Genomic DNA, 21,140 nt, shown 5'->3' with positions numbered 1-21,140 from the left:
CGCCCGTGCGCTCGCTGCTGATCACGCGCAACTTCCCGCCGCTGGTTGGCGGGATGGAGCGCTTGAACCGGCACATCGCGCAAGCGCTGGCGCGCAATGGTGCGATGGCGATGGTCGGTCCGAGCGGCGCGCGTGCGTTCGCCCCGGCAGGCATCGATTTGCGCGAAGTGCCGCATCGGCCGTTGCCGCGCTTCCTCATGGGCGCGTTCGTCGAAGGGTGGCGCAGCGCAGGACGGTTTGCGCCGACGTTGGTGCTGGCCGGCAGCGGGCTTGCGGCTCCGCAGGCGCGCCTGGCTGCGCGCCGCGCCGGGGCGCGTTGCGCGGTGTACGTGCACGGGCTCGACCTGATTGCGCCGCATCCGGTGTACCAGCGCCTGTGGTTGCCGGCGATCCGCGGGGCCGATCGCGTGATCGCGAACAGCCGCAACACCGCGCGCCTGGCCGAACAACAAGGCGTGCCGCGCGATCGCCTGCGCGTGGTCACGCCGGGGACGGAGGTATTCGACACGCCGCCGGTGGCGAGCACCACCGCCGAACGCGCGACCCTCGGATTGCAGGATGGGCCCGTGCTGCTGTCGGTCGGGCGCCTCACCGAACGCAAGGGGCTTGCCGCCTTCATCCGCGATGCGATGCCCGCGCTGGTGGCCGCGCGCCCGGATGTCCAGTTGATCATCGTCGGCAGCGACGCCAACGACGCCGTCGCCGCCGCGCGGGGGTCCGAACGCGCGCGCATCGTGGCCGAAGCAGAACGCGCCGGGGTTGCCGGCCACGTGCGGCTGTTCGGCGTCGTCGACGATGCCACGCTCGACATCCTGTATCGCAGCGCCGACCTGCACCTGTTCCCGGTGCGCGACCTGCCCGGCGACGTCGAAGGCTTCGGCATGGTCGCGCTGGAAGCCGCCTCGCGCGGCGTGCCCACGCTGGGGTACGCGGTGGGCGGCGTGCCCGATGCCGTCGAACACGGCCGCACCGGCGAACTCGTCGCGCCCGACGACGCACGCGCCCTCGCCGAAGCGACGCTCGCGTGGCTCGCGAAACCGCGCGCGCAGACCGCCGCCGATTGCCTGGCCTTCGCGGCCGCCAACGGTTGGGACATCTTCGAACGTCGCCTCGTCGAAGCGTTTGCATGACCACCGACACACGCGCACCGCACGCCGTGCAGGACCTGCCCTCGCGCCGCTGGAAGGGCGAAAAGATCCTGCGCCTGCTGAGCCTCCCGCCGCGCGACACGCCGTGGCGCGTGCTCGAAGTCGGCACGGGCAGCGGCGGCATCGCGCATTACCTCGCCACGCATCCGACGGTGCGCTGCGACGTGACCTCCGTGGATGTCGTCGACGTGCGCAGCATCCGCGAAGGCTTCGCGTTCCAGGTGGTCGATGGCACCGCGTTGCCGTTCGCCGACGACGCGTTCGACATCGTGATCACCAACCACGTCATCGAACACGTGGGCGACCGCGACGCGCAACGCGCGCACCTGCGCGAATGCAAGCGCGTGCTCGCGCCGGGCGGGCGCGGATACCTCGCCGTGCCCAATCGCTGGATGCTGGTGGAGCCGCACTTCAAGCTCGCGTTCCTGAGCTGGCTGCCGATCCCGCTGGCCGACGCATACGTGCGGCTCGCGGGGAAGGGCACGCACTACGACTGCCGGCCGCTGACGTGCCCGCAGCTGGAGCCGGAGTTGCGTGCGGCGGGATTCGTGTTCGCGCAGCACACCGGCGATGCGTTGCGGATGACGTTCGACCTGGAGCAGCCGGACGCGCCCTTGTATCGGTACGTGCTCAAGCCGATGCCGGAGTTTGTCTGGCGGATGCTGCGGCGGGTGTTCCCGACGTTGATCTATACGCTCGACCCGGTCAACCGCTGACGGCCACCAGGCTCGCACGCAAGCGCGCAGCACTGTCTTCCCACGACGCCAGCGCCGGATACGCAATCCGCCCCAAGCCCAGGTTCGCGACGATATCGTGCGCAATCGTCTCCCCGTCGTCCGGCGGGGCAAGGAAACGCATGTCGTCGCGCAGCATCCAGCGCACCGGATCGGTCGAGGTCGCCACGACCGGCACGCCGCACGCCATCGCTTCGCACAACTTCGCGGGATAGCTGTACCGGCCGAACGCGGAGTGCGTGGTGATCACGCAGGCAACGTCGAGCGCGGACAGCGCGACCGGCAGTTGCGCATCGTCGACATAACCGAGCGCGTGCACGCCTTCGACGGTGAGCGCATGCGCAGGCGGGCGACCCGTCAGCACCAGGCGCGCATCCGGCCGTTGCGCGCGCACGCGCCGGAACGCATCGAGCAATACATCCGTCCCGCGATTCGCCGCCCATCCGCCCATGTAGCCCACCAGCGGCGCATCGACCGGCAAGCCCAACGCGGCGCGCGACGCGAGGCGATCGTGCGGCACGAACGCCGGATCCGCCGCCATCGGCACGATGTCCACCTCGCGTTGCCCGTGGCGCCGCGACCGCTGCAGCAATTCCGCGAGCTGCGGCCCGGCCGCCGTCACCACGTCCGCCGCGCGCAGCGAACGCCGCCACGCGAAATGCAGCGGCACATTCCACGGCATGTAGGCTTCGTAGTTGTCGTACGCATCCACCGCCAGCCGCGCGCCCGTGCGCTGCGCGAGGCGATGCGCGAGCCACCCGTACCACGCGTCCGACATGCCCACGATCCAGTCGGGGCGGAACGCCCGCGCACGCGCATCGAGTTCGCGCAACATGCGCGGCAACCCGAGCTTCGGATTGAGCGTCGACCACCGCACGCCTTCGTGCGCGACGGTCGTTTCCGGCGAGCGCTTGTGGCTGACCAGGTGCGCTTCGACCACATCGCCGGCCGCGGCGAGCAACCGCGGCAGATGGAAGAACCGCCCGTACGGCCGCGTCACGAGGTCGCGCTGCTGCGGTTCGCGCTTGCCGACGAACAGCACCCTCACGGCGGTGCGTCGACCAGGTTGCCGGCGCTGCGCGCGCGGAACGTGCGCCACGCGCGGGACGCCCGCACGCGCCATTGGTTCAACCCCGCGCGACGCAAGCCCTGCGCGCCGATGGCCTGCGGCAAGCGCGGCGCGACGAAGGCTTCCGCACGCCGCAACGCCGCGATGTACGGCAGGAACACGCTATCGCGCAACGCCGGCGTCATGCGCGCGCCGTAGCTGGTGAGGTTGGTGTCGTACGTGTTGCCTTCGATGCGCTTCAGGCCCTGGAAATGGAAGAACACCAGGGGCTGGGCGTCGACGCACACGACGCCGTCGCGCAACGTGACCTGCGATGCGCCGACATTCCACGGCGCGAGATTCGCGCCCGGGTGCGTGATGCCGACGACGCCATCGAACAGTTCCGGGAAGCGATCGAGGTACTTCTGGTCCGCGTAGCGATCCGCTTCGACGCGATCGAAGCACCACTCGATGCACCGCGCGCGCCACCATTCCAGGCACGCCTTGCCCGGCCCATCGTTGCGGAACGTCAGCCAGCCGACGTTGTAGATCCCGTGCCTGGCATGCGACGCCGCCGAGGCGCCCGTGAACCGGTGCGCGATGATCGCCACCGACCCGTCGCCGAGTTCCTCGAACACCGGCTCCGGGCTCGAGAAAAACCACAGGTCGGAATCGAGGTAGGTGATCTCGTCGACCCCGTGCGCGCGCATCACGTAACGCGGCAAACACGGCGAGCACGTGAAGTAGTACTCCACGCGCGATCGCGTGCCTTCGACCGCCTTCAGTTCCGGATCGAACGCTTCCAGTTCGGCCAACGGCACCACGCGCACGTTCGGCAGCGCGGCGGCTTCCAGGAAATCTGCGCACTCGCGGTCGAGCGCCAGCACCCAGAGCGTGAATTCGCCGCCGTGGCGCAGCAGCGATTCGTGCAGCGCCAGCCCGAGCGGCAGGTAGCGATGGTCGAAGTAGGTGCAGTAGTGCCGGTGACGCATCAGCGTGGGCCGGCCCAACCGTTCACCGCGTCGATGACGCGCGCCACGTCTTCCGTCGGCAGTTGCGGGAACATCGGCAGGCTCAACACCGTCGCCGCCCAGCCTTCGGTGCGCGCGAGCGGCCGCGGTTGGTACGCCGCGTTGTTGTAGGCGGGCTGCTCGTGGATGGCCGCGGGATAGTGCACGAGGCTGCCGACGCCGCGCTCGGCCAGGTGCGCCTGCAGGCCATCGCGATCCGCGGCGCGGACGACGAACTGGTGGTACACGTGGCCGTCGTCGCGCCCGCGGAAGATCCGGACGTGCGCGTTGTCGATCCCGTCGCGATACAGCGCGGCGATCCTGCGACGCGCATCGTTGTCGGCGTCCAGGCGCGGGAGCTTCACGTCGAGGATGGCGGCCTGCAGTTCGTCGAGCCGGCTGTTGCCGCCCTCGACGTCGCTGATGTAGCGCGTGCGCCAGCCGTATTCGCGCAACAGCCGCGCGCGTTCGCGCAGTTCGGCGTCGTTGGTGACCAGCGCGCCGCCGTCGCCGATCGCGCCGAGGTTCTTGGTGGGATAGAAACTGAAGCTGCCGAACGCGCCGATCGTGCCCGCCACGCGGCCTTCCCAGCGCGCGCCATGCGCCTGCGCGCAATCCTCGACGATCGGCACGCCGTGCTGTCGCGCGATGGCGTCCAGCGCGCCCATGTCGGCGCAACGCCCGTACAGATGCACCGGGACGATGGCCTTGATGCGGTCGCGATGCGTCGCGAACAACGCTTCCACCTGTTCGGGATCGATCAATGCATGGTCGTCGTCGACATCCGCGAACAGCGGGAATGCACCGGCGGCGCGGATCGCCACCGCGGTGGCCACCGCACTCATGGACGTCGTGACGACGAGATCGCCTTCGCGCACGCCGAGGGCGCGCAAGGCGATGCACAACGCATCCGTGCCGTTCGCGACGCCGAGGCCATGCGTCGACCCGACCCAGCGCGCGAAATTCTGCTCGAACGCTTCGACGCGCGGTCCGAGGATGTAACGCCCGTGCTCGAGCGTCGCGCGGATCGCCGCGTCGATGTCCGCGGCCTGCGCCTGGTAGGCGGCCAGCGGACTGCATTGGGGGATCGTGCGCGTCATGTCAGGCATAGTCGCTCAAGTGGGTCCGGTAATAGGCCAACGTGCTGCGCAGGCCTTCGGCCAGGCGCACGCGCGGCGTCCAGCCGAGCGCGGCGAAGCGCGAGAAGTCCGCGTAGTAGTCGCCGATGTCGATGCGCTTGCGTTCTTCGGGGAAGGCTTGCAGCTGGTAATCCCCGCCGCCGTTGGCGTCCACCAGCAGGTCCGCCAGCGCCTTCAGCGACACCACTTCGCTGTCGCCGAGGTTGTAGACCTGGCCGATCGCGCGGTCGTCCGTCGCCGCCAGCAACATCGCATCGACGACATCATCCACGTGGTTGAAGTCGCGCAGCTGCTCGCCGCCCCACACCGAGAACGGCGCGCCTTCCAGCGCGAGCTTGATCCAGATGCCGAGGAACGTCTGCCGCGCATCGCGGATGCGCATGCCCGGGCCGTACGTGTTGGTCAGGCGCAACGCGGTAGAGCGCACGCCGTACACGTTGCTGTAGAGGATGTGGTACCACTCGCCGGCCATCTTGTTGATGCCGTTGACATCGGTGGGGCGCAGCAAGTGGGCTTCGTCCACCGGCAGGTAATCCGGGCGGCCGTACATCTGGCGCGTGCTGGCGAAGACGATGCGGATCGCCGGGTTGATGGCGCGACACGCTTCGAGGATGGCCAGCTGCGCCGTGCAGTTGATCTCCAGGTCCGTGAAGGGATCGGACATCGAATCCTGGTGGCTGGTCTGGCCCGCCAGGTTGAACAGGTAGTCCTGCCCGCGCACGAGGGCGCGGAAGCCGTGCTGGTCGCGCACGTCGGAGATGTTGACGGTGACGCGATCGCGGATGTCCTCGATGTTGCGCAGGTTGCCGCCGTATTGCGGGATCAGGCTGTCCACCAGCGTGACGTGCGCGCCCTGCGCGACGAGCCGCCGTGCCAGGTTGGATCCGATGAAGCCGATGCCGCCCGTGATGAGCACGCGCGCATCCTTCCACTGCCTGCCCGCTGCGTTCATGCCGCACCGCCTCCGTTGGGGGTCGTCCCGATCATCGCACCCGGCCGCGCGAGGATGATCGCATTGTCGAGGTACAGGTCGGGGCTGGCGGGCAGCACGCGCGCCAGCGCCAGGCCGAGCAGGTTGACCGGCGCGCTCATCGCCGCCACGACGACCTTGCGCGCCATGGAGGACGGGTTGCCGCGCCGCACCACCTTGAACCAGTACGCCAGCCACAGCTGCGCGAACAGACTCGCGTCGGCCAGCGTGCGCCGGGACTCGACCACCTCGAAGCCCGCGCTGCGCGCCAGGTGCGCGAGCCCGAACGACGAATAGCGCGCGAAGTCGTAGGGCTGCTCGTGCTCGTCCCACACGAACGGCACCGTCATCAGCAGGCGCCCGCCCGGCCGCAGCACGCGATGCAGTTCGCGCAGGAAGGGCAGGGGCTCGAACACGTGCTCGAGCACCTGGTTGCACAGCACGGCATCCACGCTCGCATCGGCGACGGGCAACGTGCGTCCGTCGAACAACAGGTCCGCGCCGCCTTTCTTGCTGCCGTATTCCGACGACGTCGCGACTTCGACGCCGAAGTACGTCGCGTGCGCGAACAACGGCCGATACGGCGCGGTGCCGCAGCCGACGTCGAGCACGACGCCCTGCGCGGCCTGCGCCATCGACGCGATCTCGGACCGCAAGGCGCGATGCGCGAGGAAGAAGGGATCGGCGAGCGTGCGCAGGCTCATGCGTTGCGCCACCACGCACCGCCTGCGTAATCCGCGTGCAAGCCCGACACGTCGATCGGATGGTCCGCCGCCGTGAACGCGACCCGCTGCGCGTACTGCGACCGCAATACATCACGCACCGCGTCGGGCGAGAGCATCCACAACGGATAACTCGCGCGCCCGTGCTTCGCCGGCACCTGCTGCGCGAGGATGTGCATGCGGCCGTCCACGGAGAAGGGCGTCCGGTCGATCACGAGCACGCGTGCATCGAGTGACGCCAGCGCACGCAGCATGTCGAGCGGCGCTTCCAGGTACTGCAGCACGCTGGACGCGAGCACCGCATTCGGTGCGATCGAGCGCGCTTCGTCGAGATCCGAGGTGAAGGCCACCTGCGGCACGTCGGCGAACAAGCGTAGCCCGGCTTCCACGAAATGCGGCTGCTCCACCACGCACCACTGCAGGTCCGGCACGTCGGCCAGGAACGGCAGCCAGCGCAGGTAGTGCGACGCGAGGCCGCCGCCGAAATCCACCACGCGCAACCGGCCGTGGTCCGCGGCCGCCGCGGCTAGCAGCGAGGCCAATGCATGGCTCGGCGGCGCGAGCCCGTGCTGCACCGTGCCGTCCTGTTCGTAATCGGCTTCGCCCGCGAGCACGCGCTGCGTCGCGGCGATCACGCGCGCGAGGATCGCGTTGTCCGCGTATCCCGCGGTCGCGCGCGTGGCGTCGGCCCAGGTTTCGAACGGGCCCTTGTACGTCGTCGCCGCGCCGAGGAGGCGATTGCCGAAGTGGCGCAACTCGGGCGGCAACCAGGATTTCGCGAAGCTCATGCGCGTTCCTCCGCGGCGCGGCGCGCAACCGCGACGGCCCAGGTGCGCAGCAACGGCCGCGACAAGGCTTCGGGCAACGGCACGTTGCGCACCGCCTGCCGGTCGAGGAAACGCGACAACGCATCGGCGGCGCGGACGTCCTGCAAGACGACATCGGGCAAACCGCCCGAGAACAGCGCCGTCGCGTCGCTGTCGTGGACGTCGCTTGCAACCGCATGCGCGCCGCTTTCGTCATTGCCGGTGTTGCGCACGAACGAATGCCCCGGATGCAGCGTGTGCCGCCCCGCGAGGAACAGGCTCGCATGCCACTGCGTCGCCCACGACTGGCTGCGGCCCTGTGCGCGTTGCACCAGTTGCAGCAGGGATTGCGCGCCGTGCGTGGCGGTGAATTCACGCAGCTTCTTCCGTTCGGCCATCGTGCGCAGCAGCGCGCGCGGATCGCGTTCGAACAATTGCCAGCGATCGGCCCACGTCGCCCAGCCCCAGCAATCGGCGCCGGCGAGGAAGAAATAGTCGGGCAGGCCCGCGATCGGCGGCGCATAGCCGTGGATCGAACCCACGCGCGGTTCGTCGCGATAGCGATCGAGTGCGGCATTCATGTAGGCCAGGAAGCCGGGCGACACCTCGACGTCGTCTTCCACCACGATGACGCGATCGTGCGCGGCCAGCACGCGCCCGACGCCGCCGGTGATCGCGGCGAACAAGCCCTGATTGGTCGGCGATGCGTGGATCTGCACATCGGCGAATCCCAGCGCATTGGCGACGACATCGCGCACATCCGCCACGCGCTCGGCTTCCGCGTCGTTGCGCGGCCCGTCGATGAAGGCATGCACCGTCGTCGCCCACGCTTCCGGGTTCGCCGCCAGCGCGCGCAGCGTTTCCGCGGCATGCGCGGCCCGGTTGAAGGCGAAGAACGCGACGGGCGCAGGCCGGGCTGCCATCACAGGCCCAGCACGTTGTCCGGACGGTAGAGGATCGCGGTGCAGCCGGGATGCTTGCTCACCGGTTGCGGGCCGTGCAGCGGCAGCACGCGGAAGCCTTGTGCGCGCAGCGCATCGATGCCGGGCGTGTATTCGGGGCGCTGTGCATCGTCGAGGATCACGATGCCGTCCGCCGCGAGCAACGCGGGCGCCGCCAGCAGGCATTCGTTGCGATGGATGCCGTCGACGATGATCACGTCGAAGTGGTCCTGTCCCCGGGTGGGCGCGATGTAGGCGCCGGGCGTGGCGCCGTCGACGCGATGCACGGTCGCGCGCGATTGCGCGGCGATCATGTCGGCCCAGCCGGCGTGGTGTTCGACCGCCACGTGTTCGGCCACGCGCGCGCTCCACCACAGCGTGCCCATGCCGCTGCCGAATTCCAGCACGCGCCAGCCGCGGTCGATGCGTGGCTCCAGCAACGCGATCGCCGGATACGTGAACCACGGGATCGGCTGCCCCTGCGCATCCAGCGCCCGCCGCGCCGCGCGCGTGCCGAACCAGCCCATCGCGTCGAAGTATCCCGACGTGGCCGCCTCGTATCGCGCGAGCATCCTGCGCGCCCACAGCATCGTCATGTCCGTCCCCAGTTCCCGGGCCACAGCGCACGGGTCTTCATCATGAACAATCCGCGCGTGTCCCGGTAGGCCGCATCGGCGAGCCACGTAGCCAGCGCCTGCGCGGCCAGCGTCGCCATCGCCGCGCCGGCGATCCCGTAAGCCGGGATCAGCCAGAAATTCAGGCCGATGTTCGCCACCGCGCCCAGCACGGTGCGGCGCAGCGCGTGGCCCGTGCGGCGTTCGAGCACCAGCCATCCCGAGCTCAGCACGCCCAGCGCCACCAGGGGCGCGGCGAGGACCTGGAGGCGGAATGCTTCGGCCGCGCCGCGATACGCCTCGCCGTAGGCCAGCACCACCAGCGGTTCGGCCAGCAGCGCCAGCACCACCGACATCGCCAGGTGCAGGTACACGCTCACGCCCATCAGGCGCACCAGCGTGCGGTCGCGCGTGAGCGGGTTGTCCATCGACTGGCGCGTCAGCGTGGGCAGCGCGGCGCGCAACAGCAGCGTCGGCACCACCAGCGGCAGTTCCGCCAGCGTCACCACCGCCGAATACAGGCCCACCTGCTGCTGCCCCAGCATCGCGGCGATCATGAACTGGTCGATGCGCATGTATGCGAATACGGCGATGCCGGCCAGCAGCAACGGCGTGCTTTCGCGCAGCAGCTCCAGGGCATCGCGCAACGCGACGGTCGCAACGCCTTCGCCGGATTGCGTGCCCAGCCCGCGCGCCAGCAAGGACAACAGGAGCGAGCGCAGCGCCCATTCGGCGACCAGCACCCAGGCGAACGCGACGACGCCGAAGCCACCGAACGCGAGCACCACGCGCACCAGCGCCGCGAGCGGCGACACCGCCACGACGGCCATCGCGACGCGCCGCCCGTGTCCGGACGCGATCAACCGCCATTCCGCGAGATCGCCCACCTGCGCGAGCGGCAACAACGCGAGGATCAACACGAGGTGCGACGCCCCGAGCGCATGCACCTGCGGCAACACCGACACCGCCAACAACGCGGCGGCGCCGAGCAACGCACCGCTCCAGCGCAACCGCCGCAACAACGCGAGCGTGCGCGCGCCCGAGTCCGCGGCCACCAGTTCACGTGTCGCGATCTGTTCCAGCCCCAGCGCCGCGATCATCGCGACGAACGATGCGATGGCGATCGCCAGCGACAACGCGCCGAATTCCACCGGCCCCAACGCACGCGCGACCGCCAGCGCGGCCGCGAGGCTCGCCACGCCCTGCACGATCTTCGCCATCGCCAGCCAGCCGAACTGGCGTGCCACCTGCGAGTCGCGCAACCAGCGCAAGGTGCGGCCCAGCGCGCCCGCCTGCGGCGTATTCACCGCGTGGCCGCGGCCGTGCGCCAGTCGGCGTACGCCAGCGCCAGCCCGTCGCGCAGCGGCACGCGCCGGCGCCAGCCCAGTGCGGCCAGGCGCGAGGAATCGAGCAGCTTGCGCGGCGTGCCGTCGGGCTTGCTCGTGTCGAACCGAATCTGGCCGGTGTAACCGACGACGTCGGCGACGAGGTGCGCGAGTTCCGCGATCGAGACTTCATCCCCCGACCCCACGTTCACCATCTGCGCGTCGCTGTAGCGATCCATCAGCAAGACCAGCGCATCGGCGAGGTCGTCCGCGTACAGCAATTCGCGCAGCGGCGTGCCCGTGCCCCACACGACGACTTCCGGCGCGTTCGCTTCGCGTGCTTCGTGGAAGCGGCGCAGCAGACCCGGCACCACGTGCGAGTTCTGCGGATGGTAGTTGTCGCCCGGGCCGTACAGGTTGGTGGGCATCGCGACGATCGCATCAAACCCGTGCTGCTTGCGGTATGCCTGGCACATCTTCAGGCCGGCGATCTTCGCGATCGCGTAGGCCTCGTTGGTCGGCTCCAGCGGGCCGGTCAGCAGCGCGTCTTCGTGCAGCGGCTGCGGCGCCAGCTTCGGATAGATGCAGGACGAGCCGAGGAACAACAACTTCCGTGCACCGTGCTTCCACGCCGAATGGATCACGTTGGTCTGGATCGCGAGGTTCTCGCGCAGGAAGTCGGCCGGATACGTGTCGTTGGCAAGGATGCCGCCCACCTTCGCCGCCGCCAGGTACACCTGGCGCGGGCGATGTTCGGCGAAGAACGCTTCCACCGCGGGCTGGTCGGTGAGATCGAGTTCGGCATGCGTGCGCAGCACGAGGTCGTCGACGCCCGACGCGCGCAGGTGGCGCACGATCGAAGCCCCCACGAGGCCGCGGTGGCCGGCGACATAGATCGGGCCGTCGCTGTGCGCCACGTCAGTCCTGCGTGCCCTGCGCGCGATAACCGGCGCCGACCACCAGCAGGTCGCGCTGCGCCAGCGCCAGGTCGTGGCGCATCATTTCCGACACGAGTTCGTCGAAGCCTGTGCGCGGCACCCAGCCGAGTTGTTCGCGCGCCTTCGTCGCATCGCCGAGCAGCGTTTCCACTTCGGCGGGGCGGTAGTAGCGCGGATCGATCGCGACCACGCGCTGCCCGATCGCCGCCTGGCTGCCTTCCGGCGCGCGCGCGACGACCGCATGTTCCTCGGCGCCATCGCCGCGCCATTCGAGCTGCAGGCCCAGTTCCGCCGCCGCGCGCTCGACGAAATCGCGCACCGAATGCTGCACGCCCGTGGCGATCACGTAATCCTCGGGCGTGGGCTGCTGCAACATCATCCACTGCATCTCCACGTAATCCCGCGCGTGGCCCCAGTCGCGGCGCGCGTCCAGGTTGCCGAGGAACAGGCACGGCTGCAGCCCGCAGTGGATGCGCGCCAGCGCGCGCGTGATCTTGCGCGTCACGAACGTCTCGCCGCGGATCGGCGACTCGTGGTTGAACAGGATCCCGTTGCACGCGTACATGCCGTACGCCTCGCGGTAGTTCACGGTGATCCAGTACGCGTACAGCTTCGCCACGCCGTACGGCGAGCGCGGATGGAACGGCGTGCGTTCGGTCTGCGGCGACTCGGCCACTTTGCCGTACAACTCCGACGTCGACGCCTGGTAGAAGCGCGTCTTCTGTTCCAGCCCCAGGATGCGGATCGCCTCGAGCAACCGCAGCGTGCCGATGCCGTCGGCGTTGGCCGTGTACTCCGGCGTTTCGAACGACACCTGCACGTGGCTCTGCGCGCCGAGGTTGTACACCTCGTCCGGCTGCACCTGCTGAAGGATGCGGATCAGGTTGGTCGCATCCGTGAGATCGCCGTAGTGCAGGAACAAGCGGCGGTCCTGCTCGTGCGGATCCTGGTACAGATGATCGATGCGTTCGGTGTTGAACGACGAGGCCCGGCGCTTGATGCCGTGGACCTCGTAGCCCTTGGCCAGCAGGAATTCGGCGAGGTAGGCGCCGTCCTGTCCGGTGATGCCCGTGATGAGCGCGCGCTTGGTCAAGGTGGTTCCCCGTTGTCGCGGCATCATCCGGGAAAGCGCAGGGCCCCGTCCAGACGACGGCCGTCGCGTTACCGCGTCGTGGCCGGCGCGGGCAGGGTTTTTTCCAGTTCGTCGGCGGCCGGGCCGTACTGGTCCAGGCGGCCGAGGGTGCGCAGGACCGCGATGTGCTGCCGCGACTCCTCCACCAGCCCCATCGAATTCAGCAGCTTGATCAGGTTGACCTGGAACTGGGCGTTGGACGGGTCCAGCGCCACCGATTCGCGCAGCAGGCGCAGGCCGAGCGGCCGGTCGCCCAGCACGTGCAGGGCGTAGTTGGCGTAGATGGTCATCACGCCGGCGTGCGGGCCGCGCTCCAGGCCGGCCTGGAAGGTGTCGAGCATTTCCTGCGGCGGGAAGGCGCACAGGTCCTGCGCGGCGCAGTTGGTCATCGCGATCAGCGACAGCTGCTCCTGCGGGCCGCCCGAGCGGATGCGCAGCTTGGCGCGCAGCGCATCCCACAGGCCTGGCGCGGGCTCGATGCCGATGCGCGCCGAGTAGATCAGCTCTGCCTGCTCGGGCAGCGTGCTGCTGCCGGGCACGCGGCGGGCGACGTCGAGGGCGCGGAAGATTTCCTTGCGCAGCGGCGACTTCGGGTCGTAGCCGCTGATGCCGATCAGCGCGCGCGCGTATTCGTACGTGGCGCGCGCGGAGTTCGGATGCTTGGTCGCCTCGCTGCGCGCGAAGCGCAGCAGCGAATCCCATTCGTTGGCGCGCATCAGCGTCGTCGCGGCGCACACCAGGATGAAGATGAGCGCGAGCGTACGCGTCACGATCGGGATGCGCTGCGCGAAGTTGGCGCACAGCAGCAGGTCGCCCAGCGCCAGCACGACGCCCAGCAGGGCGAAGTAGTTGCGGTGTTCGAACACCAGTTCCAGCGGCACCACGGTGGCCGTCATCGTGTGCGCGGCGAAGTACCAGAAGATGCCCAGCGCCACGAGCGGCCGCGACTTGCGCACCATCCAGCCGCCGACCGCCAGCGCCAGCAGCACCACCATCGCGGGAATCGGCGAGTGCGGGCCCCACCAGCTGCGCGAAATCACGTAGTCGTCGTGGTACAGCCCCATCACGCGGACGTCGGGGAACACCGTCCAGCGCAGGTAGTCCACCACGATGCGCGCTTCGGTGAGCAGGCGGTCGTGCAGGGTGAAGTCGCGCCCCGCGAACGCCGCCGGATCCATCACGCGCGGCAGCAGCCACGCCGTGCCCGCGACCAGCGGCACCGCGAGCAGCCAGATGTACAGCGTGAGCAGGTGGGGTTCGCGCTTGCCGTCGCGCCCGCGGAAGCGGAACACGAACGCTTCGATGCCCAGCGCATACAGCGGCAGCAGCAGCGCCGATTCCTTCGACAGCAGCCCCATCGCCGAACCGCCGAGGATGCCGAGCGCGATCCAGCCCCAGCCGCGCTTGCCCTGCAGGAGATTGGTACGCCCGCGCACGTAACACCACAAGCCCGCGAACACCGGCACGTGCGCGAGCACTTCCATGCGCTGCACCACGTACAGCACCGCGGTGACGTGCAGCGGATGCAACGCCCAGGCGATCGTGGCGAACCACGGCAGCGCGCGCGCCGCGCCTTCGATCGGGCCCTTCGCCGCGGCGCGTTGCAGCGCGCGCACCAGCGCGAACACCAGCAGCGCGTTGAAGGCGTGCATGCCGACGTTGGTGAGCTTCATCGCCCACGCGTCGTAGCCGGTGAAGAAATAATTGAGCGCGAAGGTGAACATCGCCAGCGGCCGCTGCAGCGAGCTGGCCGGCGAAGACAGCATCGCCGACAGCCATTGCCCGGCGTCCAGCTTGTCGACGCGCACCGCGGGGTTGTCGAGCAGGTTGGGGTAGTCGTCGAAGACGAAGCTGCCGCCCAGGCCCGGCCAGTAGATCGCCACGATGGACACCACGAGCGCGAACAGCGCCAGGCACGTCGCCAGGCGCGGGCGCGCCTGCAGGCGGGAAAACATCATTCGGCGGCGTCCTGGGATTGCGTTGCAGCGTGGGCACGGAGGCGGGCGCGCAAGTCTACGACCTCGCGCTGCCAGTAACCCTGCGACGCCAGCACGGAAGCGTGCAGGCGGGGCATGCCGAAGCGTTGGGGGCGGGGGTCCGGGTGCTTCGGGTCGAACCGGGCGAGGTGGGCCAGCGCGTGGCGCGGGGCGCCGTTGGCATCGAGCAGTGCCGCTTGGCGCAGGACCAGGTCGGGCGCTTGCGACTGGCGGTAAGCGTCGTCGAACAGGCGCAGTGCCTCGTCGAATTGCCCGCGCTGCACCGCCAGGCGCCCCAGCAACGACTGCATCGCAGCGGATTGATCCAGGTAGAACGCGGGATTGCCTGCGAGCGTGTGCATCCACGTGTCCAGCGTGTCGACGGTCAGCCCGGCGCACGGCTGGCGACGCACCATGTCCGTGCGGTACGCGAGCCAGTCCTGCGCCAGCGCGCCTGCCGTGTTGCCCATGTGCAACGACTGCGTCATCGCCACCGCATCGCCTTCGGCGAGCCCGCGACCGGCGCACGCCGCATCGATCACCGACGCACCGAGTTGCAGGTCGTTGGGACGCGCACGCCACTTCGGGCGCAGCCACGCGGCGGCGCGATCCGGGAAGCCCGCATTGATCGTCACGTCGGTCCATGTCGCATACGCGCGCGCGGAATCGGGATTGCGCGTCGCCCACAGCGCGGCAAGGCGCGCGGGATGCCCCCATGCATCGGCGCGCGCATGCGTGGTCGCCGCCAGCAACGCGAGCAAGCCCACGCCGATCGCCACCCGCGCCCAGCGCGCGATCGGCGCGCGCACGATCACGGCCGCCAGGGGCCACGCGAGCAACAGCGCAGGCACGTAGTTGCGATGTTCGAAGAACAGTTCCAGCGGCACCAGCGTCGATTCGAGCACGTGGCCGGCGAAGAAGAACAACAGCGCGGCGGACAGCCGCGGCGCCCGACGTCGCGCTACCAGCGCGCCGGCGAACAACGCGACCAGCGCTGCCCACGACAGCACCGACGACACCGGCGCGAACGGCCCATGCGACACCGCATACCCGTCGGCGAACAGGCCCGGCGACAACACGCGCGGGATCGCCAGCAGCCCGAGGTAATCGACGAGGACGCGCCCTTGCGTCCACGCGCGCTCGCCGACGGACCACATCCGGCTATCGATCCCCGTGTTCCAGGACAACGCGAAATGCGCGACGTACGCGAGCACGAGCACCGACGGCACCACGAGGAACGCGATCCGCTTCCCGCGTTCCGCAGGCGAGGCAGGCAACACCGTCGCCGACAACACCCACGCGAACATCGGCACCAGCAAGCCGTTCGCCTTGCACAGCGTCGCCGCGATCGTCGCCACGACGATGCCGCCGTAAGCGAGCCACGCCCCGCGCCGGTCCGTGCGCGCCGCACCGAGCACGTAGGCGATCAGCCCCGCGAGCGCGAACGTCCCCGGCAACATCGCCTCGCGCTGCACGATGTACAGCGTGGTCGACACGAACAGGGGATGCAGCAGCCACAGCCCCGCGCCGAGCAGCGCAATGGGCTGCCGATGCTCGCGCTGCGTCCCCAGCGTGCGCTCCATCGCGAGCAACAGCACCCACAGCAATGCGCCGTTGAGCAGGTGCAACACGAGGTTGGTGCGCAGGAACGGCGCCGGGTCGGCCGGCCAGTCGCGCGCATCGACCAGGAAGGAAAGCAACGCGAGCGGACGCCCCGTGGGATCGGACGTGCCGGACGTGATGTAGCGCCAGAAGGCGGGCGCATCGACCACGGCCCCGTGGCGGGACAGCGCGTCGAGGTTGATGTAGTCGTCGAACAGGAAGCCGCCGGACAGGCCCGGGGCATAGGCCCACGCGGCCATGGCCAGCACCAGCGCGAATGCGACCTGCCAGCGCCATGGCCATCCGATCGCTGGGGTCATCGTGCCGTCTGGTCGTGGGTCCGCCGGCATCCTAAAAGAAAAGGGGCCGCACAAGGCGGCCCCTCCGGTGTTGCTGTACTGCGATCAGCTTACGGCGAGCCGGAGCACGCGCAGCTGCTCGGGCACCACTTCTGCGGAAGCGTGGCGCTCTTGCAATGCCATTCCAGGCTGCCGGCGTTGCGGACGGCCGAGAACGACAGGGTCTTCGACGGCGCGGCCGAGAGCTTGGCGTTGGCCTTGGCGCCGGCGTACGTGGCGATGATCACGCCGGTCGTGGTGCCGACGTTGACGGCGGAGACGTATTCGCCCTTGATCGAGGTGTTCTGCGCCAGGCCGGCCGAGGAGTTGGCCGCCGGGAAGTAACCACGGTTGTTGACGAACTCACCCACCGCGGTCTTGACGCCGTCGGCGAGCGACGAGCCTTCCGAGACCTGCGAGCGGATCACGTAATCCTGGTACTGGCTGATGGCGATGGCGGCCAGGATCGCGATGATGGCGACCACGATCATCAGTTCGATGAGGGTAAAGCCCTGTTGCTTCTTCATTTGAATCCCCTAGGAGTGTTTTGAACTTCACGTGCACCGAGCGGCTCGGGGTTCCGGTCCGTTGGGCAGCCGTGCAACGCAATGCACGTGCAGGGAAGGATACGCACGATGCGTGCCAATGGGGACAGGGATGAGCATCGGAGGGCGAGGGTGCGCCCTGTCACGGAACGAGGGGGGACCGAATGCGTTGGAGACAATCGCGTCAGAAAGTGACCCGATGCGTCATTCGGTCCCCCGACAAAGCCGCTTGGCGCGGCCCGTGGTGCGGGTCTATCGGATTACGGCGTACCGCTGCACGAGCAGCTGCTCGGGCACCACTTCTGCGGCATGGTCGTGCTCTTGCAGTGCCATTCCAGGCTGCCGGCATTGCGGACGCCCGAGAAGGAGAGCGTGCGCGCCGGGGCCGCCGACAACTTGGCGTTGGCCTTCGGACCCGCGTAGGTCGCGATGATCACGCCGGTCGTGGTGCCGACGTTGACGGCACTGACGTACTCGCCCTTGATCGACACGTCCGTTGCCAGGCCTGCCGAAGAATTGGCTGCCGGGAAGTAGCCACGCGTGTTGACGAACTCGCCCACCGCCGTCTTGATGCCGTCGGCCAGCGACGAACCTTCGGACACCTGCGAACGGATCACGTAGTCCTGGTACTGGCTGATGGCGATCGCCGCGAGGATCGCGATGATGGCGACGACGATCATCAGTTCGATCAGCGTAAAGCCTTGCATCTTCTTCATGGTGGTTCCCCTCGAGTAATTGGCGGAGTGCGTCGCACTCCCTCCCCCGAGGCGTGGCGACGGCCGTGCTGCGTGCACATGCGAAGAGATAAGGTCGCACCGTCCGTGCCACGAAAGGGCAGGAAAGGCCACCTTCCGTCAGGTGACGGACGGTCATGGGCACATCGCACTTCGGCGAAGGAAGGAGACGTTGCCAGCGGCAACGAGCGGCCAGCTCAGTCGATGCCGAGCTTCTTGAGCTTGTAGCGCAGGGCCCGGAAGGTGATCCCGAGGGCCGCGGCGGCCTTGGTCTTGTTGTAGCGATTGTCTTCGAGCGCCTGCTGGATCGCGTTGCGTTCGATCTCTTCGATGTAGCTCGGCAACGCGCTGGTCATGCTGTCGCGCGGATCGGTGGTGCGCGGATCGCGCGTCATCGGTTCGCGCATCAGCGGGGCTTCGCGCACCGGTTCGCGCGCGCCGGGCTGCGCCGGCGTGGTCATCGCCGGGCCCCAGACGGGCAGGCGCAGGTCCGCGAGTTCGATGACGTCGCCTTCGGCCAGCGCCATCGCGCGCTCGAGGATGTTCTCCAGTTCGCGCACGTTGCCGGGGAAGGGATAGGTGCGCAGCGCATCCACCGCGTCCGCGCTGAGCGCGGGCAGGTGGCGGCCCTGCGCGCCGGAGAGGCGACGCAGGATCGCATCGGCCAGGCCCGGCAGGTCGTCGCGGCGTTCGCGCAGCGGCGGCACGCGCAGTTCGATGACGTTGATGCGGTAGTACAGGTCGTGGCGGAAGCGGCCTTCGTTGACGAGCGCGCCGAGATCCTTGTGCGTGGCCGAGAGGATGCGCACGTCGACGAGGACTTCGGCGTTCGCGCCGACGGGGCGGATCGATTTTTCCTGGATCGCGCGCAGCAGCTTGACCTGCATCGGCAGCGGCAGCTCGGCGACTTCGTCGAGGAACAAGGTGCCGCCGTCGGCGGCCTGGAACAGGCCGGGCTTGTCCGCGTGCGCGCCGGTGAACGACCCCTTCTTGTGTCCGAAGAATTCGCTCTCCATCAGTTCGGCGGGAATCGCACCGCAGTTGACCGGCACGAAGGGACCTGCGCCGCGTGCGCCCTGTTCGTGGATGGTGCGCGCGACGAGTTCCTTGCCCACGCCCGATTCGCCGGCGATGTACACCGGCGCCTGGCTGCGCGCGACTTTGCCGAGCGTGGCCTTGAGCGCGACGATGGCGGGCGAGTCGCCGAACAGGCGCGTTGCCAGCACGTCGCTTGCCGCCGCGATGCTCGCGCTGCGCTTGCTGCCTTTCTGCGGAAGATCCAGCGCGTGCTTCACCAGGCCGCGCAACACGGCCAGGTCCACGGGCTTGCTGACGAAGTCGAACGCGCCGGCCTTCAGGGCTTCCACCGCGGCGTCGACGTTGCCGAACGCGGTGATCATCGCGACCGGCGTGTTGGGGTATTGCTGCGTGATTTCGCCGATTAGGTCGATGCCCGAGCCGTCGGGCAGGCGCATGTCGGTGAGGCACAGGTCGAAGCGGTGCGCCGCGAGCAACGCGCGCGCCTCGCCGAGGCTCGACGCGGTTTCGGTGCGCAAGCCCATGCGACCCAGCGTGAGCACCAGCAATTCGCGGATGTCGCGCTCGTCGTCGACGATCAATGCACTGCGCTGGTCGTTCATCGTGCTCCCTTTCCCCCGGGGCACACCTTACCCGGACCGCCCCGTGAAGCGGAAGACGATGCGATCACGTCGGAAGAAGTGAATGCGGACCCGCGAGCCGGATCCGGAAACAACACCCGCCCCCCGGCACCGACAGGTATTCCAGCGTCGCCTGGTTGGCGCGGCACAACTCGCGCGCGATGTAGAGGCCCAGGCCCGTGCCGTGGCCGGAGGTCGTGAAGAACGGACGGAACAGCTGCGCGGCGACGGTCTCGGGGATGCCCGGGCCGCGATCGAGCACGTCGATTTGCGGGCCGTGCGGGTTGCCGATGTGCAGCGTCACGCGCGCCGGCTGGCCCGGCATGCGCCCGTAGGTCAGCGCGTTGTGCACCAGCGCCACGAGCACCTGGTGCAGCTGGCGCGGATCGGCCAGCGCGGGGACCGACGGGTGTTCGGACGTCACGTTGAGCGTGTCTTCTTCGAGCGGATGGTTGGTGCGGTATTCCTCGGCGAAGCGCCGCGCGAAGCCGACCAGCTCGATGTATTCCGGCTGCGCGCGTTCGCGGCGCGCCAGGCCCAGCACGTTCTCGACGATGCCGTTCATGCGCATCGTCTGCTGGTGGATGATTTCCAGCAGGCGGCGGTCGGCGTCGAGGATCTCGCGCGATTCCTCCAGCAACTGCGTCGCGTAGGAGATCGCCGCGAGCGGGTTGCGGATTTCGTGCGCGAGGCTGGCGGAGAAACGGCCGAGGGTCGCGAGCGTCATCGATTCGGCGCGGCGCGACAGCAGCGTGGTGTCGTCGAGGAACACCAGCGACTGGTCGCTGTCGGCCAGCAGGCGCGTGAAGCGCGGGACGATTTCCGGGAGGTCGGGCGCCAGTTGCAGCGGTGTGTCGTCGGACACGCCATCGTGGCGCCAGCGGCGCAGGCGGCGTTCGAGTTCCGGCGCCAGCGTTTCCAGGGTGTCGTCGCTGTGCCCGCCGATCAGCAGGCGCGCGGCTTCGTTCGCGATGCGCACGCGGCCGTCGCCGTCGATCATCAGCACGCCGGTGCGCATGCGGTGGATGATCAGCTCGCTCACCTCGGCCAGGTTCGCCGCTTCCACGCCGCGCTTTTCCGCGAGCGCCTGGCTGTCGCGCATCTGCCGGCCCAGCAGGTTGGTGAGCGTGGCCACCGCCATGAAGCTGATCGAGAACATCAGCAGTTCGGCGGTGGAGCGCAGCGACCCGCCGCTGTCGAAGGCGCTCCAGATGAATTCGCCGATCAGCGCCACGCCGCCCAGCGCCGCCGCGCCCAGGCCGTAGCGCAGCGGCAGGAACAACGACGCCGCGCCCACGTTGAACAGCAGCATCAGGGCGATGCCCGAGGCCGAGCCCGGCAAGGCATGGATCGCCACCGTGGCGGCAACGATGTCGACCAGCACGCCCCACAACGCCTGCTGCGGGAACCCGCCGCGCCGGCCGGTGATGAACAGCACGACCGCCGCGAACAGGTAGCAGGTGGCCGCGGTGCGCCCGAGCACGGGGTAGCGCGCCTGCTCGAAGAAGCCGCCGAAGGGGCTGAAGAGGACCAGCGCCAGCAATCCGGCCTCGAGGGCGCGGTAGAGCGTGAAGAAATAGAGCTCGCGGCGCAGGGCGCTTTCGGTCGTCGCGGGGGCGGCGGGCGTGCGCGGCAAGCTTCGGAATCCGGCAGAGGTTGGCCGGGAGTATAGGGGTCGGCCGCAAGGGGACGGCGGCTTTGCCCCGCGGGTGCGGCATCGGCGACAATACGCGCCCTTTTCGCGCGCCCCGGCCCATCGG

General features: G+C 69.2%; 19 protein-coding genes. 2 read left to right on the top strand and 17 right to left on the bottom strand.

All coding sequences use genetic code 11. The features are described 5' to 3' along the window. Positions 1 to 5: 5 nt before the first annotated feature. Positions 6 to 1,130: a glycosyltransferase family 4 protein gene (locus LYSHEL_RS03995; protein ID WP_213435885.1), complete on the top strand. Its 1,125-nt coding sequence runs from the start codon at positions 6 to 8 to the stop codon at positions 1,128 to 1,130. Further along, complete coding sequence (locus LYSHEL_RS03990) at positions 1,127 to 1,864, top strand: class I SAM-dependent methyltransferase (protein WP_213435883.1); 738 nt, start codon at positions 1,127 to 1,129, stop codon at positions 1,862 to 1,864. The genes LYSHEL_RS03995 and LYSHEL_RS03990 overlap by 4 nt, the downstream gene beginning before the upstream one ends. On the opposite strand, the gene LYSHEL_RS03985 is transcribed toward LYSHEL_RS03990, so the two are convergent. The 17 genes from LYSHEL_RS03985 to LYSHEL_RS03905 form a co-directional block, all read right to left on the bottom strand. Continuing rightward, on the bottom strand, positions 1,854 to 2,930 hold the full coding sequence (locus LYSHEL_RS03985) for a glycosyltransferase family 4 protein (RefSeq protein ID WP_244858660.1): 1,077 nt from the start codon (positions 2,928 to 2,930) through the stop codon (positions 1,854 to 1,856). The two genes, LYSHEL_RS03990 and LYSHEL_RS03985, sit on opposite strands and share 11 nt — an antisense overlap. Continuing rightward, entirely contained in the window at positions 2,927 to 3,922 is a 996-nt protein-coding gene (locus LYSHEL_RS03980; protein WP_213435881.1) for a hypothetical protein, read from the bottom strand. Before LYSHEL_RS03980 ends, LYSHEL_RS03985 begins: the two co-directional genes overlap by 4 nt. Continuing rightward, positions 3,922 to 5,040, bottom strand: coding sequence for a DegT/DnrJ/EryC1/StrS family aminotransferase (locus LYSHEL_RS03975; protein ID WP_213435879.1), 1,119 nt, complete (start codon positions 5,038 to 5,040; stop codon positions 3,922 to 3,924). Before LYSHEL_RS03975 ends, LYSHEL_RS03980 begins: the two co-directional genes overlap by 1 nt. Position 5,041: 1 nt before the next feature. Further along, positions 5,042 to 6,031 (bottom strand): NAD-dependent epimerase/dehydratase family protein, encoded by a 990-nt coding sequence (locus LYSHEL_RS03970; RefSeq protein ID WP_213435877.1) that lies wholly within the window; start codon positions 6,029 to 6,031, stop codon positions 5,042 to 5,044. After that, positions 6,028 to 6,753, bottom strand: a complete 726-nt coding sequence (locus LYSHEL_RS03965) for a class I SAM-dependent methyltransferase (RefSeq protein ID WP_213435875.1) — start codon at positions 6,751 to 6,753, stop codon at positions 6,028 to 6,030. Before LYSHEL_RS03965 ends, LYSHEL_RS03970 begins: the two co-directional genes overlap by 4 nt. Next, positions 6,750 to 7,559 carry a methyltransferase, TIGR04325 family gene (locus tag LYSHEL_RS03960; RefSeq protein ID WP_213435873.1) on the bottom strand — a complete coding sequence of 270 codons (810 nt, stop codon included), beginning with the start codon at positions 7,557 to 7,559 and terminating at the stop codon, positions 6,750 to 6,752. Before LYSHEL_RS03960 ends, LYSHEL_RS03965 begins: the two co-directional genes overlap by 4 nt. Next, positions 7,556 to 8,500: a hypothetical protein gene (locus LYSHEL_RS03955; protein WP_213435871.1), complete on the bottom strand. Its 945-nt coding sequence runs from the start codon at positions 8,498 to 8,500 to the stop codon at positions 7,556 to 7,558. Before LYSHEL_RS03955 ends, LYSHEL_RS03960 begins: the two co-directional genes overlap by 4 nt. After that, positions 8,500 to 9,114 (bottom strand): hypothetical protein, encoded by a 615-nt coding sequence (locus tag LYSHEL_RS03950; protein ID WP_213435869.1) that lies wholly within the window; start codon positions 9,112 to 9,114, stop codon positions 8,500 to 8,502. Before LYSHEL_RS03950 ends, LYSHEL_RS03955 begins: the two co-directional genes overlap by 1 nt. After that, a complete protein-coding gene (locus tag LYSHEL_RS03945) occupies positions 9,111 to 10,439 on the bottom strand; it encodes an oligosaccharide flippase family protein (protein WP_213435867.1) in 1,329 nt (442 codons plus the stop codon). The genes LYSHEL_RS03950 and LYSHEL_RS03945 overlap by 4 nt, the downstream gene beginning before the upstream one ends. After that, entirely contained in the window at positions 10,436 to 11,374 is a 939-nt protein-coding gene (locus LYSHEL_RS03940; RefSeq protein ID WP_244858658.1) for an NAD-dependent epimerase/dehydratase family protein, read from the bottom strand. The genes LYSHEL_RS03945 and LYSHEL_RS03940 overlap by 4 nt, the downstream gene beginning before the upstream one ends. 1 nt (position 11,375) lies before the next feature. Continuing rightward, positions 11,376 to 12,512 (bottom strand): GDP-mannose 4,6-dehydratase, encoded by a 1,137-nt coding sequence (gene gmd / locus LYSHEL_RS03935; protein WP_213437564.1) that lies wholly within the window; start codon positions 12,510 to 12,512, stop codon positions 11,376 to 11,378. A 44-nt stretch (positions 12,513 to 12,556) separates the two neighbouring features. After that, positions 12,557 to 14,485, bottom strand: coding sequence for a hypothetical protein (locus LYSHEL_RS03930; RefSeq protein ID WP_213435865.1), 1,929 nt, complete (start codon positions 14,483 to 14,485; stop codon positions 12,557 to 12,559). Next, the gene (locus LYSHEL_RS03925; protein ID WP_213435863.1) at positions 14,482 to 16,425 is read right to left on the bottom strand and encodes a tetratricopeptide repeat protein; all 1,944 of its coding nucleotides are present in this window, start codon (positions 16,423 to 16,425) and stop codon (positions 14,482 to 14,484) included. Before LYSHEL_RS03925 ends, LYSHEL_RS03930 begins: the two co-directional genes overlap by 4 nt. A gap of 89 nt (positions 16,426 to 16,514) precedes the next feature. Beyond that, complete coding sequence (locus LYSHEL_RS03920; protein ID WP_213435862.1) at positions 16,515 to 16,970, bottom strand: pilin; 456 nt, start codon at positions 16,968 to 16,970, stop codon at positions 16,515 to 16,517. Between the two features lie 278 nt (positions 16,971 to 17,248). Further along, complete coding sequence (locus LYSHEL_RS03915; RefSeq protein ID WP_213435860.1) at positions 17,249 to 17,704, bottom strand: pilin; 456 nt, start codon at positions 17,702 to 17,704, stop codon at positions 17,249 to 17,251. A 215-nt stretch (positions 17,705 to 17,919) separates the two neighbouring features. Continuing rightward, the gene (locus LYSHEL_RS03910) at positions 17,920 to 19,362 is read right to left on the bottom strand and encodes a sigma-54-dependent transcriptional regulator (RefSeq protein ID WP_213435858.1); all 1,443 of its coding nucleotides are present in this window, start codon (positions 19,360 to 19,362) and stop codon (positions 17,920 to 17,922) included. A gap of 64 nt (positions 19,363 to 19,426) precedes the next feature. Further along, entirely contained in the window at positions 19,427 to 21,016 is a 1,590-nt protein-coding gene (locus tag LYSHEL_RS03905) for a sensor histidine kinase (RefSeq protein WP_244858656.1), read from the bottom strand. Positions 21,017 to 21,140: the final 124 nt, after the last annotated feature.

The organism is Lysobacter helvus, from assembly GCF_018406645.1.
GTDB classification, from domain to species: Bacteria; Pseudomonadota; Gammaproteobacteria; order Xanthomonadales; family Xanthomonadaceae; genus Noviluteimonas; species Noviluteimonas caseinilytica.
This window is presented reverse-complemented; position numbering and strand designations above follow the sequence as displayed.

Bases quoted from the DNA above. Each gene is read 5' to 3' on its own strand.
- LYSHEL_RS03955 (WP_213435871.1), bottom strand. From the start codon at position 8,500: ATGGCAGCCCGGCCTGCGCCCGTCGCGTTCTTCGCCTTCAACCGGGCC.
- LYSHEL_RS03910 (WP_213435858.1), bottom strand. From the start codon at position 19,362: ATGAACGACCAGCGCAGTGCATTGATCGTCGACGACGAGCGCGACATC.
- LYSHEL_RS03925 (WP_213435863.1), bottom strand. From the start codon at position 16,425: ATGACCCCAGCGATCGGATGGCCATGGCGCTGGCAGGTCGCATTCGCG.
- LYSHEL_RS03920 (WP_213435862.1), bottom strand. From the start codon at position 16,970: ATGAAGAAGCAACAGGGCTTTACCCTCATCGAACTGATGATCGTGGTC.
- LYSHEL_RS03930 (WP_213435865.1), bottom strand. From the start codon at position 14,485: ATGATGTTTTCCCGCCTGCAGGCGCGCCCGCGCCTGGCGACGTGCCTG.
- LYSHEL_RS03975 (WP_213435879.1), bottom strand. From the start codon at position 5,040: ATGACGCGCACGATCCCCCAATGCAGTCCGCTGGCCGCCTACCAGGCG.
- LYSHEL_RS03990 (WP_213435883.1), top strand. From the start codon at position 1,127: ATGACCACCGACACACGCGCACCGCACGCCGTGCAGGACCTGCCCTCG.
- LYSHEL_RS03950 (WP_213435869.1), bottom strand. From the start codon at position 9,114: ATGACGATGCTGTGGGCGCGCAGGATGCTCGCGCGATACGAGGCGGCC.
- LYSHEL_RS03960 (WP_213435873.1), bottom strand. From the start codon at position 7,559: ATGAGCTTCGCGAAATCCTGGTTGCCGCCCGAGTTGCGCCACTTCGGC.
- LYSHEL_RS03970 (WP_213435877.1), bottom strand. From the start codon at position 6,031: ATGAACGCAGCGGGCAGGCAGTGGAAGGATGCGCGCGTGCTCATCACG.
- LYSHEL_RS03965 (WP_213435875.1), bottom strand. From the start codon at position 6,753: ATGAGCCTGCGCACGCTCGCCGATCCCTTCTTCCTCGCGCATCGCGCC.
- LYSHEL_RS03980 (WP_213435881.1), bottom strand. From the start codon at position 3,922: ATGCGTCACCGGCACTACTGCACCTACTTCGACCATCGCTACCTGCCG.
- gmd (WP_213437564.1), bottom strand. From the start codon at position 12,512: ATGCCGCGACAACGGGGAACCACCTTGACCAAGCGCGCGCTCATCACG.
- LYSHEL_RS03915 (WP_213435860.1), bottom strand. From the start codon at position 17,704: ATGAAGAAGATGCAAGGCTTTACGCTGATCGAACTGATGATCGTCGTC.